Origin of the sequence: Rhizobium sp. BK619, assembly GCF_014195245.1 — a bacterium.
Classification (GTDB): Bacteria; Pseudomonadota; Alphaproteobacteria; order Rhizobiales; family Rhizobiaceae; genus Rhizobium; species Rhizobium acidisoli.
Window position 1 is genome coordinate 202,708 of sequence record NZ_JACIBH010000016.1, and the last position, 15,942, is coordinate 218,649.

Annotated in this window: 8 protein-coding genes and 1 tRNA gene; 7 read left to right on the forward strand and 2 right to left on the reverse strand. The window is 61.1% G+C overall.

The features are described from left to right. Positions 1-46 precede the first annotated feature (46 nt). From FHX14_RS28310 to FHX14_RS28320, 3 genes are read left to right on the forward strand one after another with little or no spacing between them, the layout of a single operon-like run. A complete protein-coding gene (locus tag FHX14_RS28310; RefSeq protein WP_184380157.1) occupies positions 47-1,189 on the forward strand; it encodes an ABC transporter ATP-binding protein in 1,143 nt (380 codons plus the stop codon). A gap of 4 nt (positions 1,190-1,193) precedes the next feature. Continuing rightward, a complete protein-coding gene (locus FHX14_RS28315) occupies positions 1,194-2,105 on the forward strand; it encodes an ABC transporter permease subunit (protein ID WP_003588470.1) in 912 nt (303 codons plus the stop codon). Positions 2,106-2,108: 3 nt separating this feature from the next. Next, positions 2,109-2,927, forward strand: a complete 819-nt coding sequence (locus FHX14_RS28320) for an ABC transporter permease subunit (protein WP_003588469.1) — start codon at positions 2,109-2,111, stop codon at positions 2,925-2,927. Between the two features lie 2 nt (positions 2,928-2,929). On the opposite strand, the gene FHX14_RS28325 is transcribed toward FHX14_RS28320, so the two are convergent. Next, positions 2,930-4,822 (reverse strand): AsmA-like C-terminal region-containing protein, encoded by a 1,893-nt coding sequence (locus FHX14_RS28325; protein ID WP_184380159.1) that lies wholly within the window; start codon positions 4,820-4,822, stop codon positions 2,930-2,932. 240 nt (positions 4,823-5,062) lie between these two features. Between FHX14_RS28325 and FHX14_RS28330 the strand changes: the two genes are divergently transcribed. Then, entirely contained in the window at positions 5,063-7,015 is a 1,953-nt protein-coding gene (locus FHX14_RS28330) for an acetoacetate--CoA ligase (RefSeq protein WP_184380161.1), read from the forward strand. Between the two features lie 254 nt (positions 7,016-7,269). On the opposite strand, the gene FHX14_RS28335 is transcribed toward FHX14_RS28330, so the two are convergent. Beyond that, positions 7,270-11,172, reverse strand: coding sequence for a PAS domain-containing sensor histidine kinase (locus FHX14_RS28335; protein ID WP_184380163.1), 3,903 nt, complete (start codon positions 11,170-11,172; stop codon positions 7,270-7,272). 214 nt (positions 11,173-11,386) lie between these two features. Between FHX14_RS28335 and FHX14_RS28340 the strand changes: the two genes are divergently transcribed. The 3 genes from FHX14_RS28340 to FHX14_RS28350 all read left to right on the forward strand — a co-directional run. Beyond that, on the forward strand, positions 11,387-11,836 hold the full coding sequence (locus tag FHX14_RS28340; RefSeq protein ID WP_003588432.1) for a phasin: 450 nt from the start codon (positions 11,387-11,389) through the stop codon (positions 11,834-11,836). Between the two features lie 130 nt (positions 11,837-11,966). Then, positions 11,967-12,043: transfer RNA gene (locus FHX14_RS28345), tRNA-His, on the forward strand. A 648-nt stretch (positions 12,044-12,691) separates the two neighbouring features. After that, the coding region (locus tag FHX14_RS28350) for a M10 family metallopeptidase (RefSeq protein WP_184380165.1) at positions 12,692-15,942 on the forward strand (3,251 nt) is incomplete at its 3' end.

Sequence of the window (15,942 nt, forward strand, 5' to 3'; positions counted from 1 at the left end):
CCGGCCCGGGTGGAGGCCGGAAAAAACCTTGTATTCGGGGAATAATATGAAGTCTCTCGGCAATATCCGCCGCGCTTTTGCGCCCTGGACCGATCCCTCTGCAAAACCCTTCATTGCTTTCAAGAATGTCACCAAGCGCTTCGGCGATTTTACCGCCGTCGACGATCTGTCGCTGAATATCTATCACCGCGAGTTCTTCGCGCTGCTCGGCGCTTCGGGCTGCGGCAAGTCCACGCTGCTGCGCATGCTCGCCGGCTTCGAGCAGCCGACTTCCGGCGAAATCGTGCTCGACGGCACCGATATGGCCGGCACGCCGCCCTACAAACGGCCGGTCAACATGATGTTCCAGTCCTATGCGCTTTTCCCGCACATGACGGTTGAGAAGAATATCGCTTTCGGCCTGAAGCAGGACGGTATGGCGAAGGATGAAATGACCGACCGCGTTTCGCAGATGCTGAAGCTCGTCAAGCTCGAGCAGTTCGCCTCGCGCAAGCCGAACCAGCTTTCCGGCGGCCAGCGCCAGCGTGTGGCGCTCGCCCGCTCGCTCGCCAAGCGCCCGAAGGTGCTGCTGCTCGACGAACCGCTCGGCGCGCTCGATAAGAAGCTGCGCGAGGAAACCCAGTTCGAGCTGATGGATCTGCAGCAGAGCCTCGGCCTCACCTTCGTCGTCGTCACCCACGACCAGGAAGAGGCGATGACCATGGCCGACCGCATCGCCGTCATGAGCCACGGCAAGGTCGTGCAGGTTGCCACACCGGCGGAGATCTACGAGGCGCCGAATTCCCGTTTCGTTGCGGATTTCATCGGCGACGTCAATATCTTCGACGGCAAGGTCGCCTCATCGGGCAACGGCACGATCGAGATATCGGTCGACAGCGGCTTCAGCGTGCGCGTCGCCACCTCCGAGACACCGCCGGCCGGCAGCGCCGTCGGCTTCGCCATCCGGCCGGAAAAGATGCGGGTCTTGCGACAGGCGCCCGCCAATGCTTCGGTCAACGCCGCCAAGGGGGAACTCTGGGATATCGCCTATCTCGGCGACATGACCGTCTTCCATGTGAAATTGCAGAGCGGCAAGATCGTCAAGGCCTCGTCCCTCAATGCGCAGCGCTCTGTCGACGACCCCTTCACCTACGACCAGGAAGTCTGGATCTCGTTCGACGAGAACGCCGGCGTTCTCTTGAAGGGTTGAGATCATGGGCAAGCTCACCTCCGGCCTCTACAACCGGCTCGTCATCACCATCCCTTATGCCTGGCTGCTGCTCTTCTTCCTGGCGCCGTTCTTCATCGTCTTCCGCATTTCGCTGTCGACGACGGCAATCGCGATGCCGCCTTACGAGCCGGTCTTCTCGCTTGCCGACGGCTGGGCCGGGCTCTGGAGCAAGATCGGGGAGCTGTCTTTCGACAATTATGCCTACCTCACCGACGACGCGCTCTATTTCAATGCCTATATATCGAGCGTGGTGATTGCCGGGATCTCCACTTTCCTCACATTGCTGATTGCTTATCCGATCGCCTATGGCATGGCGCAGGCGCCGCGCACCATCCGGCCGACGCTGGTGATGCTGGTCATCCTGCCGTTCTGGACGAGCTTCCTGATCCGCGTTTATTCCTGGATCGCGATCCTGAAGCCGGAAGGGCTTCTCAACCAGCTTCTCCAGTCGCTGCACATCATCGACAGCCCGCTGATCATCCTCAACACCACCACCGCCGTTTATATCGGCATCGTCTATTCCTATCTGCCGTTCATGGTGCTGCCGCTTTATTCGGCGCTGGAAAAGATGGATGGTACGCTGATCGAGGCTGCGCAGGATCTCGGTTGCACCCCGATCAGGGCCTTCTGGCGCGTCACCTTTCCGCTGTCGATCCCCGGTGTGGTGGCCGGCTGCATGTTGGTCTTCATTCCCGCTGTCGGTGAATTCGTCATTCCCGACCTGCTCGGCGGTTCGCAGACGCTGATGATCGGCAAGACGCTCTGGAACGAGTTCAACGCCAACCGCGACTGGCCGGTCTCCTCGGCGGTGGCAACGATCCTGCTGATGATCCTGGTGATCCCGATCGTCTTCTTCCAGAACGCCCAGGCCAAGGCCGAAGAGCGGGGGAAATAAGCCATGCTGAAATGGACCCGCTTCAACATCGTCTCCGTCACGCTCGGCTTTGCCTTCCTCTACCTGCCGATCGTGCTTCTGGTGATCTTCTCCTTCAACGAATCGAAGCTCGTCACCGTCTGGGGCGGCTTCTCAACCAAATGGTATGTCTCGCTGCTCTCAAACCAGGGCCTGCTCGACGCCGCCTGGGTGACGATCCGTGTCGGCCTGCTGTCGGCAACGCTCGCCACCATCCTCGGCACGATGGCGGCGCTGACGCTGGTGCGCTACACCCGCTTTCGCGGACGCATGCTGTTTTCCGGCATGATCTACGCGCCGCTGGTCATGCCCGACGTCATCACCGGCCTGTCGCTGCTGCTGCTCTTCGTCGCGATCGGCTTCGACCGCGGTTTCTGGACGATTACGCTGGCGCATACGACGCTGACCATGTGCTTCGTCGCCGTCGTCGTGCAGTCGCGCCTCTTAAGCTTCGATCGTTCGATCGAGGAAGCGGCGCAGGATCTCGGCGCGCCGCCGGTGCGCACCTTTTTCGAGATCACCCTACCGATCATCGCGCCGGCCGTGGTCTCAGGCTGGATCCTGGCCTTCACCCTGTCGCTCGACGATCTGGTGATCGCGAGCTTCACCTCGGGGCCGGGCGCCACCACGCTGCCGATGCGGATCTACAGCCAGGTGCGCCTCGGCGTGACGCCGGAGATCAACGCGGTCTGCACCATCCTGATCGGCATCGTTGCGGTCGGCGTGATCTGCGCCTCGATCGTCACCAAGCGCCGCGAAATCCAGCGCCAGCGGGACGAGCGTGCGGCCGCCGCCGGCGCCTGATCCTACTGCGCGTGCGGCGTGGTGCCGAAGAGCGGTACCGGCGAGATCACCGGGTTCGGCCATGAGCCGCCGATAAAGAACGGCAAGAGCGGCAGATCCGCCGCCTTGGCCGGATCGGTCGCTTCGAGCGATCCGGACAGCGCCAGCCCGTTCGACTGATAGGTGATGACGCCGGAAAGCGTCAGGGTCTCCGCCGTGCCGGCAATTTGGGCATCATGCATCTCGGCGGAACCGTTGGCGAAATCGGCCTGCACGTTCAACTGGTTGAAAGCGAAAGCGCCGCCTGCCGCAGCACTCAGCGGAAAGAACGGCTTTTCGGCTGCCTCAGTCCTCAACGCCGCGGCGTCGATGCCGGGGATAATGCCTTCCCTTGTCCAGAAGTGCAGCTTGCCGGTGACGTCGGCAAGACCGGTCGTCCAGATCGCCTTCGGTGATTGCAGGTCGAGATCGAGCGATCCGGTCGCCAGCGGCAGCGGTCCCTTCAGTTGCAGGCGCTCGGCAAGGGCTGCGAAATCGGCATCGCGGATCGACAGCTGCAGCTTGCCGCCGCCGTCGAAGTCGCGCTGGGTCGCTTCCAGATGCGCGGTCATCTCGCCGCCCTCGAACCGGCTGTCGCCGATGTCGAATTTCGCTTCGCCGCCGGCAACGATCATGCTGGCGCCGACATCGGAGAGCTCGAAGAGACCCATCTGCGCGCGCCGCGCCGAAAGCCTGACATCGACATCGAGCAGCCGCAGCGGCCCGTTTATGCCGGCGGAGATTTCCTCCGCCTCGCCGGCGGCGAGTCTCAGCGCGAAGGCGTCGAGAAACGGCTTGAGGTTCATCTGGTCGAAGGCGAGCGTGCCGCCGATCTTCGGCCGTTTGCCCGGTTGGGTGAAAAGATCCATCACCCCGGTGGCGCTCGCTTCGTTCAGCGACAGGCTGAGATTGTTGAAGCGCAGTCCGTTGCCCGACGACATGATGTCGGATTCCAGCGAGGCGCTCTTCAGCGTGGCGATGCCGGGGATGGATTTGCCCGACCATGTAAGAAGCGCCGGCATATCGGGAATGCTGGCGGTGATATTGCCGGAAAGCGCCAAAAGGCTGGCGATGTTGGCAATTCCCTGGAAGTGCGCCGTCAACAGGTTCGATGTCAGCGACGTCCGCGTCTCGGCATTCCGGCCGGCAAAGACAAGCAGCGGCTGGCGCGAGGCGAAATCGACCTTCAGGTCCTCGCCGTTGATGCGGGCGATGACAACAGCCGAGATCGCGCCGGATAGCCTCGGCCAGGCGATATCCGCGGTGACGCTGTCGAAACGATAGGTCTTGGCGGACTTGACGTCGGTCACCGCAAGCGTGCCGTCTTCGACCGTCACCGCGCCGATCTCGGCGTCGAGATCGGGATCGAGGACCTCGGCGCCGTTTTCGGTGCGCACGCCGCTGATTGCGCGGGCAAGCAGCCCGGCATAACTCCAGTCGATCAGGCCATTTTCGTCGCGCGTCAGCGCCAGGTTGGGGCGCACCAGGTGGAATTCGTGGAAGCTGGTGCGGCCTCTCAGTGCGTCGATGAGGCTGAAATCGGCCGACAGGCTGTCGATGCTGCCGAGCAGCTTGTCGCCGCTTTCACGCGGCTGGCGGATGGTGATCTGGTTCAGCGTGATGCGCGGCGTCGGCCAGAATTCGAGAACCGGACTACCCTTGATTTCGGCATGGTAGCCCGTCCATTTCGACAGCGCGTCCTCGATGCCCGAGCGCACGAAACCGGTGGTGATGAGATAGGGTGCGGCAACCCTCAGCGCCACGAACAGCGCCAGCGCGATCAGCAGGAACACCGTCGACAGACGGGCGAAGGCCGGAAGCCAGCGCGAAACGGGTCCGATCTTCCTGCGCCACCTGCGATGTCTTGACGTGCTCATGATCTCCGCCGGCAATTCCGCCGGTTATCCCGTTAAGCGCTGATTTCGCCGGATATAGGAAATATCGGGCATATGCAAATCCCCTACAGCAGCGCGCCTCTTTTCAGACGCGGCGAAGCATGCTGCAGCCCTTCGAAGCGACGCATCGACCTTCTGAATGCATAGGCTGGGATCGCGTCGGTTCCGCACTTTATAATGCAATGCAGCATGATATAAAGGCGGAATTGGGAGGAGGATTGAATGCAGGATAACAGACCACTTTGGGTGCCCTCGGCAGAAGCCGTTGCAAGAAGCCCGATCCACGCCTTCATGGCGCGCTGCAATGCCGATTTCGGGCTTTCGCTTTCGGGCTTTGAAGATCTGCATGCCTGGTCGGTGGCCGAGCGGGAGAATTTCTGGTCGACCGTCTGGGATTTCTGCGGCGTGAAGGGAGAGCGCGGCGCAGAGGTGCTCATTAATGGCGACCGCATGCTGGAGGCTCGCTTCTTTCCGAATGCGACGCTGAACTTCGCCGAGAACCTGTTGTCGGGGCGCGGCGAGGGCGATGCCATCATCTTTCGCGGCGAAGACAAGGTCGAGGATCGCTGGTCGTGGGACCGGCTGCGGGCGCTGGTCTCGAAGCTGCAGCAGGCTTTCAAGGCGCAGGGCATTGGTGAGGGTGATCGTATTGCCGCGATGATGCCGAACATGCCGGAGACCGTCGCCGCCATGCTGGCGGCCGCCTCGATCGGCGCCATCTGGTCGTCCTGCTCCCCCGATTTCGGCGAGCAGGGCGTGCTCGACCGCTTCGGCCAGATCGGCCCGAAGCTGTTCATCGCCTGCGATGCCTATTGGTATTCCGGCAAGCTGCAGGATGTCGGCGCCAAGGTTGCCGCGGTGGCGAAAAGCTTGGGCGTGCCGACGATCGTCGTCCACTATGCCGGCGATGCCGAGGCGGTCGCGCGGCAAACGCCTGGCGCTTCGACGCTGGAAGCCTTCGTCGCGCCCTATCAGGCCAAAGAGGTCGAGTTCACACCGCTTGCCTTTCCCCATCCGCTCTACATTCTCTTTTCCTCCGGCACCACGGGCGTGCCGAAATGCATCGTCCATTCGGCCGGCGGCACGCTGTTGCAGCATCTCAAGGAGCAGCGGCTGCATTGCGGCCTGGAGGCCGGCGAGAAGCTGTTCTACTTCACCACCTGTGGCTGGATGATGTGGAACTGGCTGGTCAGCGGCCTTGCCAGCGGCGCCACGCTCTGCCTGTTCGACGGCTCGCCTTTCGCGCCTGACGGCAACGTGCTGTTCGACTATGCCGCGGCCGAGAATTTCGCCATCTTCGGCACTTCGGCGAAATATATCGACGCGGTGCGCAAAAGCGGGCTGACGCCGCGCAAGAGCCACGATCTTTCCAGCCTGCGGCTGATGACCTCGACCGGCTCGCCGCTATCGCCCGAGGGCTTCACCTTCGTCTACGAGGGCATCAAGCAAGATGTGCAGCTTGCCTCGATCTCCGGCGGCACCGATATCGTCTCCTGCTTCGTGCTCGGCAATCCGCTGCAGCCGGTCTGGCGTGGCGAGATTCAGGGGGCCGGCCTCGGCCTTGCGGTCGATGTCTGGAACGATGACGGTAAGCCGGTGCGCGGCGAAAAGGGTGAGCTTGTCTGCACCAAGGCCTTTCCCTCGATGCCGGTGATGTTCTGGAACGATCCCGACGGCGCCAAATATCGCGCCGCCTATTTCGACCGGTTCGACAATGTCTGGTGCCATGGCGATTTTGCCGAATGGACCGAGCATGGCGGTCTGATCATCCACGGCCGTTCGGATGCGACGCTCAATCCCGGCGGCGTGCGCATCGGCACGGCCGAGATTTATAATCAGGTGGAGCAAATGGAGGAGGTGGCCGAGGCGCTGTGCATCGGCCAGGAGTGGGACGACGACGTGCGCGTCATCCTCTTCGTTCGCCTTGCCCCCGGCGTGACGCTGACCGAGGATCTGATCAAGGCGATCAAGACGCGGATCCGCACCGGCGCCTCGCCGCGGCACGTGCCGGCCAAGATCATCGCGGTCGCCGATATCCCCCGCACCAAATCCGGCAAGATCGTCGAGCTTGCGGTGCGCGAGGTCGTTCACAACAGGCCGGTGAAAAACCAGGAAGCGCTCGCCAATCCCGAGGCGTTGCGGCTCTTTGCCGGGCTGGAGGAACTCAAGGATTGAGAGCGGACCGGAAGCTACAAGCTTTTATCACTTATCGATGCACTGTCATGGAAACCTTTCGTTAAGAAAGGTTTGTCAAATCTAAAAGCCAACTTGGGGGCCGTGTATGAACGAGGCGGCCTGGAGCCCAAAAGCGCCGCGCGTCTTAGACGCGCAATCATGCAGCAGGGCTTTCGATACATGATGGTGATCGACTGAGCTCTTGTTGAACAGCACCAAATTCAAGGCAGCCTCGGCTGCCTTTTCTTTATGGCTCAGCCGGCCAACACCCGCTGCGATGGAAAGGTGATCTCGACGAGCGTGCCCTCGTTCGGCGCCGAATTGATCGAGAACACCGCGCGATTGGCATCGACCATCGCCTTGGTCAGTGGCAGGCCGAGCCCGGTACCGTCGCCGCGATGGCGCGATTGGGTCGAGGAGACCTGCCGGAACGGCTTCATCGCCTGGTCGAGTTCGCTGCGCGTCATGCCGATGCCGGTATCGCGGACCCTCAGCACGACGCTGCCATTCGCCTCATAGGAGGTGGAAACGACGATCTGCCCGCCGGATGGGGTGAAACGGATGGCGTTCGACAGGATGTTGAGCGCGATCTGCTTGATCGAGCGCAGATCCGCCACGACCTCGGGCACCGCATGCGACAGCGCCGTGCGGATGATGACGCGCTGGCCGTTCGCCTGCGGCTGCACCAGGGCGACTGCTTCGGAGACCGCCTCGTTGAGGCCGACGGCGGCAAAATCGAGATCCATCTCGCCCGCCTCGATCTTCGAAATATCGAGCAGGTCGTTGACGATATCGAGCACGTGCCGGCCGGAGCGGCCGATGTCGTTGGCATATTCGATATAACGCGGATGGCCGATCGGCCCGAAGCGTTCGCCGGCCATCATGTCGGAAAAGCCGATGATGGCGTTGAGCGGCGTGCGGATCTCGTGGCTGACGCGGGCGAGGAAATCGGTCTTGTGGGCATTGGCGGTTTCGGCAGCACCCTTGGCGTTGCGCAGTTCGTCTTCGGTGCGCTTCCACTGGGTGATATCGCGGATGACGGCGCAATAGCCGTTGGAGGAGGTGAGCTGGCCCATCGTCATGAACAGCGGCACGAAACCGCCGGCGGCTTCGCGGCCGATCACTTCGCGCCCGTCGTTCAACACACTGGCAACGCCATGGCCGGACAGGCCGTGGAGATAGTCGAGCACAGCCTTCTGGCTCTCATGGGCAAACAGCATGACGAAGGGTTTGCCGCGCGTCTCCTGCTCGTCGTAATTGAAAAGCGCGCTCGCCGACCGGTTCATCGAGCGGATATCGCCCTCCGTGCCGATAACGACGACGCCGTCGGTCGCCGTTTCCAGGATCGAGCGCAATTCCTCCACTTCGACCTGCAGCTTGGCGACCTTCTCGACCATCCGCTCGGGCCGCGCTTCCGTCCGGCCCTCGGAACGGCCTGCATCGCTGCGGCCCTCTTCCTTGCCTTCCACTGGCATCAGCGCCAGCATCAGCGCGTTGGCGTCTTCCCAGCGCACCGATTGCAGCCGCGCCGTCACCGGCACCAGGCTGTCGTCGGCCTTGACCAGCATCATGGTGCCGGAGCCTGCGGCCTTTTCCTCGAGTTCGCGGCGCTGCAGCAGGGCTTCAATGCCGCCGACCTCGCGCAATGCGTCGAGCGAGGTGTAGCCGGTCAGCCGCATGAATTCCGGATTGGCATGGAGCAGCGCATCGCCGACATGGATAAGTACCGCGACCGGCAACTGGTCGACCGTTCCCAGCGAAAGCCCGTCCGTCATCTTGACGCGCGGCGGGATGAAGCTTGTCAGAACCTCGATCTGGCTGACCGTCTCCTCCAGCCCTTCCGTCGCTTCGTCCTCATCTATGTCGTCAGGCGCCTCGACACTGGCATCGTCCTCGCGAGCGTCGTCGTCGCCCTGGGCGTCGGCAGCATTCTCGAAAATCGCTTCCTGCGGCGCGATCTCCTCGAGCGACGGCGCTTCCGCCGTGTCGGCAATGGGTGTTTCGGCCTTGAGGTCTTCGGCCCCGGAAGCCTCTTCAAAGCTCGCCGTTTCCGTGGCGGCGGGGTCACTCCGTCCCGGTCCAGCAGGTTCGTCCTTGCTGGCGCCGAAAGCCTCGAGACGCTTGGCGATCTCGCGGAAATTGGCCTGTTCGGCGGCCGTCAATGCGGCGCCGCTGTTATGGAGCTGAACGATCTTGTCGGAGAAACGCCGGTTGGGCGTTTCCGAAATGCGAAGCGCCGGCGGCTCGTTCGACATTTCCGCTGCGGGATCGACGGCGGAGATATCGCCGGCCTCGGCGCTATCGTCTGCTTTTTCCGAAGCGCTTGGGTGGAAAGGCGGTTCGTCGAACGCCTGCTCGCCGGACTCGTACTCGATCGACGCCTGCTCGGCGGCAATCTGCTCAGGCGATGGTTCCGTCTCCGGCTGCGGCTCGCTTGCCGCAAGCGCCTTGTCCTCGACCTCATCCGTCAGGGCGGGTTCGCTCGGGGCTTCTTCCTGCGCTGCCGGCACCTCGAGTGCCGCCTCGGCAACGGTCTCGGTCACCGGGCCGAGGCTTGCCGCATCATGGCCGACCCCATCCGGGCCGAGCGTCAGGCCGAGCGCCAGCGGATCTTCCTGCGCATCAGAAAGCCGGACGACGCCGAAGCCGCGGAAACCGTCGAAGTCGCGGTTGCGGGTATAGGTCGGCAGCGCCGCCAGATCGACGGGAACGACGAGGCTTGTGCCTTCGACCGGCCAGAGAATGGTTTTACCAGACCATGTGTCGCGGCGGGCGAGCGCTTCGGCAAGCTTGCCGTCGGGATCGAGATTGAAGAGGGCGGCGACATCGCCGAAGGCAGAGCCGATAATCTCGGAGGCATGCGGACCGACGGCCTCGGCAAATTCGTGGCTGACCTCGTTGAACCGGCCCTCGGCATCGATCTTCCAGACGAAGCGCGTGGCGCGGCTGTTCGGCCTGAAGACGAAGCCGGGCGCAGCCACAAGCTCAGGAGCAGGGGAGGCGTCGGCGACCATAGGCGGTGCGACGACGGGCTCTTCGTGAACGGCTTCCGGCGCCGCGTCGACAGGCGTTTCGCCGGTTTCGACAGGCGGTTCCGCCGTCGTCGCCGTTTCCACCGTCTGCGTGACGGAGGCAAGGTCGTCCTCGATGATCGCGGCAGGCTCGTGGGCCTCATCCGCGCTGCTGTCGATCACGCCTGCGTCGCTTTCCGGCTCGGCATCTTCGGGGAGACCGGCTTCGTCGGCCATCTCGTCTGCTGTTGCCGCTGTGCGTTCCGCCGGCTGGTCGTTTTCGCCGGTAATGTCCTCGAGCGTTTCCTCGATCCCCGAGACGGCCTCGATGATCTCGGTAAATCCTGCGGCGTCAACGGGCTCGTCGCGGAAGTCTTCGGCCGGCGGCACGCTGTCTTCCTGCACGGGCGTATCAATCAAGTCGAGCGCGGGGGTATCGATCGGATCTGACGCGGCTGCGTCGATCGGGTCGAGATGGCCGATCGCGGTCTCCACGGCAAAGAGCAGGTTGAGCGCCGGCTCGTCGCTGAGCTTGCCGACGGCAGCCGGAAGATTGCCTCTGCCGGTGGCAACGGGTCGCTTCACCAGCCGGTCGGGATGCGCGCCGGCAAGGTTGATCAAGGTCTTTGCCGTCTGCGCGGAAATCCCGAGCGAGGCAAAGCCCGGCGAGGCGGCGATAACGTCGCCATCGGCGCCGATCACGGCCATATGGGTGTCGGGGTCATCGAGCCCCTGCAGCATCTGGGCCGCCGAAGCGCCTGACGTCAGCGGCTTTGCCGAGACCGGCACCGAAAACAGCATGGCCTTTTCGCCTGACGAGAGCCGGATCAGTTCGGCCGCCGCCTGCACCTGCACACGCTGAAAGCCCTTGGCGACGCGGATCATCAGGCTTCTGTGGTCACCGATATCGGCAAGCTGGCGCGCCGCCGTTTCCAACTGGCGGAAGGTGATGTCGGTGCGGTCGACACCCTGATCGAGCAGATCATAGACGGCTGCATGGCCGAAAAGTTCGGCACCCGCGCCGTTTGCCCAGAGCAGGCGGGCAAGGTCGGCCGAAAACAGCACCATCGCTTCGCCGCGTGAAAAACGTTCCCGCACCCGTGCATGCACGGCGATATCGATGAACGGATATTGGACTGCGGGCATGATCGAACCTTGTCGCTGTCGGCCTTCTTAAATTAACGGCTTATTAATAACTGCGGGGCGCATGCGGGTCCAGAAGAGCAGGGGGTTTTCGGCCGGCAAGGTTAACGTCTTGTGCATCGCACAATAATTGTTGCAATGCACAATGAAATGTCTTATATAAGCATCATCCCAACTATTGCAGGCAGCGACTGCCTCAGCCCAAAGGATGCGACCCATGGCTACCATAAAGACCGACGACGTTTTTTCAATCGCTTCTTTCGACCCGTCCAAGTTCGCGGAATCCTTCCGTGATTTCGCCGAAAAAGGCGCTCAGCAGTCCAAAGACGCCTATGCCAAGCTGAAGACCGCTGGCGAAGAAGCCGGCAAGACCCTCGAAGCCACCGTCCAGACGGCACAGGCCGGCAGCGTCGAACTCGGCCTGAAGGCGATCGACATTCTGCGCGTCAATTCCGAGAACTCGCTCTCGCACTTCGAAGCGCTGCTCGGCGTCAAGTCCCCCGCCGAATTCTTCGAGCTGCAGACCTCGTTCATCCGCAAGCAGGCTGAGCTGACCGTCGAGCAGGCGAAGTCGATCCAGGAAACCACCAAGCAGGTTGCCGAAAAGCTCGCAAAGCCCTCCAAGGACGCCGCCGAAAAGGCCATGGCTTCCTTCAAGGTTGCCTGATCGATCTTAATTGATCGGAGACAATAGGCTGGACCTCGCGTCCAGCCTTTTTGTATATTGACGAGGAATGGGGCTTGAATTCATCGCCAAGTCCCCGTATGTGACCCCCATCGCGCCAGACGCGATTTATGCGGTTGTAGCTCAGTTGGTTAGAGCGCAGGTTTGTGGCACCTGAGGTCGGAGGTTCGAGACCCCCCAACCGTACCATCTTCCCACAGCAACGTCCTGTCAGACAAATCGTTTTGTGCTAACCTCGTTTCGACCGGAAATCGCCCGTACAGCCTTTAACTGTATCCTTACGATCATGCGCCTAGGTCGGAGTGTTTTGCCAAAACCGCGAACGCGCTGCCCTGAACGGAACCTATGCTTCCGACGGCGAATTTGCTGTTTATTTGCCACATTAAATAGAACATTTCTTAGGCGCAACCCAGCGGTATGGCGTCGTACCGCTGGGTGAGCTACATGGACGGCTCGCAGCAGCAGTGAGATCTCAATTCCGACAATCCACCATTCGATCCGGAGCGAGCGCCCACGCAAGCAAAGTTGCGGAAGATGATAACCTCGCCTTCCCGATACCGCCAAACCTGAGACTTTACTAAATTTCAGCAGATGCCTGTAACGTCAATTTAAATGCCGTCATGCCAGCAATTGCGGAGGTTCGGACGGAGGATCATGGAATATGTCTTCTGGGCTTTTGATAGAGGTTGCGGGGGAAGCTCTGCATAAGCGTAGTTACTAAGATCAAAAACTTCCTGAAGCGGAAAATTTTTTTAGTTGAAGTTTCCTCCTTCACATGGAGCGGAGGGAAACTGTCATTAGGCACGGCCGAATAGAATATAGTCAAACGGGGATTTTATGACGAACCTTATTACCTTGACGAAGGACGTCAGCTCGACTGGGGATCAAAAAGTTGACGGGCTGTTCAGCGGTGCTGCCTGGGACGGAACGATAACCTACGCATTTCCCACGACCTCATCATCTTATGCCTATAGCGGCGAGAAAGATTACAATTTCTCTTCGATTTCCTCACAACAGCAGTCTTTAGCCCTGTTCTTTATGGAGCAGTCCTATGGAAACACGGCAAATGACGGCTTCTCCGTCGAGGGGTTCACGAACGCCAACTTTGAGGCCGGAAGCGCAGGCACCGCAACAGTGCGGTTCGCGCAATCGTCTTTGCCTGAGACGGCATGGGCCTATACGCCAGTTATCGGCGGCCTCGGCGGCGATATCTGGTTCGGCACGGAATACGCTGGCACCGAAGATGATCTTCGCTTCCCGAGGTTCGGCAACTATGCGGGCCAAACCGTGGCGCACGAGCTGGGTCATGCTCTCGGACTGAAACATGCCCAGGAAGGGTATGCTCACAATATGACAGTCGTCCCGAGCGCTTACGATTCGCTCGAATATACGATCATGACCTATCGCACATATGTTGGAGACGATGGGAATGGCTACACATATGAGCATGACGGTGCACCACAAACCTTCATGATGCTCGACATCGCCGCCCTGCAGGAAATGTATGGTGCGGACTATACGACGAACAGTGGCGATACCGTCTATAAGTGGAATCCCAACCAGGGCATCACCTATGTCAACGGCGTTGCGGCCATCACGCCCGCTGCCAACAGGATCTTCGCAACAATCTGGGACGGAGGCGGTACCGACACCTATGATCTGAGCGCTTATACGACCGGCCTCAAGATCGACTTGCATGCAGGGGGGTACTCGGTCTTTTCCCAGGGTCAGTTGGCCGATCTGGGCGGAGGTCCGAATAATGGCTATGCCCGCGGCAACATTTTCAACGCCCTTCTTTATCACGACAACATCGCGTCGTTGATTGAGAACGTTCAGGCCGGCTCCGGCAACGATACGATTATCGGCAACGAGGCGGACAATACCCTCTGGGGCAATGCCGGAAACGATACCCTAACTGGCGACTCTGGCAATGACACACTCGATGGCGGTGCCGGAATCGACAAGATGTCAGGCGGGGTGGGTAACGACGTCTACATCGTCGACAATTCCACCGATGCTGTAATTGAGAATATTGATGAGGGGACGGACACGGTCCGGACGACGGGTTCTTATACACTCAGCACCAACGTCGAAAACCTAATCTACATTGGCACCTTTGGGTTCTCCGGTACTGGCAATGCGGCGGCGAATGTGATCACTGGTGGGACAGGTAATGATTGGCTGGATGGGAAGGCCGGCGCCGACACGCTGATCGGCGGTGTGGGCAACGATACCTATATTGTCGATGATCTCGGCGATGTCGTGGTCGAGGTGGCGGACAGCGGCACTGACACGATCCGGACCGATCTTGCAGTTTATTCACTGGCGGAGAATCCCAACGTCGAGAACCTAATTTTCGCGGGTAGCGGCAATTTTACCGGTAGCGGCAATAGCCTCGACAATATAATCACTGGCGGGTCAGGCGACGACACCCTCTCTGGTGCGGCAGGCAACGATACCCTGACTGGTGGCTGGGGAGCTGACTCGCTTGCCGGCGGGACCGGCAACGACATTTATGTCGTTTACGGTGACGGCGACACCGTTATTGAAAACGCCGACGAGGGCATCGATACGGTGCAGACGTATCTGGCGAGCTTCACACTGAGCGCTAACGTCGAGAACCTCACTAGCGTCGGCTGGACTGCCTTTGCCGGCACTGGCAACAACCTCAACAACACGATCACCGGCGGCGCGCTGATCGATATTCTGTCGGGCGGTGCCGGTGATGACACGCTGGACGGCGGGGCTGGCGCCGACAGGCTGATCGGCGGGACGGGCAACGACACTTACATTGTCGACAGCGCTGCCGACGTCGTCACCGAAAACGCCAATGGGGGGATCGATACCGTTCGCACGACATTGGCAAGCTATATCCTTGGTAGCGATGTCGAGAACCTCACCTTTACCGGCACAGCAGCCTTTACCGGCACAGGCAGTAGCCTCGCCAACACCATCAAAGGCGGGGCAGGTGCCGATACCCTGGACGGAAAGGCCGGTGCCGATACGCTAATCGGCGGAGCGGGCGACGACGCCTATTTTGTGGATAACGTTGCCGACGTCGTCACTGAAAGACCGAATGAAGGTGCCGATCTAACCAAGACCACGCTTTCTTCCTATGCTTTGACCAATAATGTTGAAAAGCTGACCTTCATCGGCACCGGCGATTTCGCTGGAACTGGAAATGGTCTCGCGAACACGATCATTGGCGGCGTCGGCAAGGACACGCTTGACGGTGGCGCCGGCAACGACACGCTGGACGGCGGCGCCGGCGACGACATCTATATCGTCGACAGTGCGAGCGACGTGATCAAGGACAGCGCCGGCACCGACGAAATCCGCACGGCGCTTGCAGCCTACTCGATCGCCGCATTGGCCAATGTCGAGAACCTGACCTACGCCGGGTCCGCCAACTTCACCGGCACCGGCAATGCGTTCGCCAATATCATCACCGGCGACACCGGCAATGACACGCTGAATGGCGGGGCAGGTGCGGACAGCTTGATCGGTGGGTTGGGCGACGACACCTATATCGTCGACAATGTCGGCGACCTCGTCACCGAAGCCGCCGATGAGGGCACCGACACGGTTCGCACGACACTGGCGAACTATACGCTTGGCAGCAATGTCGAGAACCTCACCTATACCGGCACGGCAGCCTTTACCGGGACCGGCAATAGCCTTGCCAATACGATCAAGGGCGGGGCAGTTGCCGACACCCTGGACGGAGGCGCCGGAGCCGACATACTGATCGGCGCAGCCGGCAACGACACCTATATTGTCGATAATGTTGGCGACGTGGTCACTGAAGCCGCCAATCAAGGCACCGATCTGATCAAGACGGCGCTTTCAAGCTATACGCTCGACAACAATGTCGAGAGCCTGCTCTATACGGGATCGGCCAGCTTCACCGGCACCGGCAATGCGCTCTCCAACACGATCACCGGCGGCGCCGGTAACGACACGCTTGACGGTGGCGCCGGCAACGATACGCTTGACGGCGGCGCCGGCGACGACATCTATATCGTCGACAGTGCGAGCGACGTGATCAAGGACAGCGCCGGCACCGACGAAATCCGCACGGCGCTTGC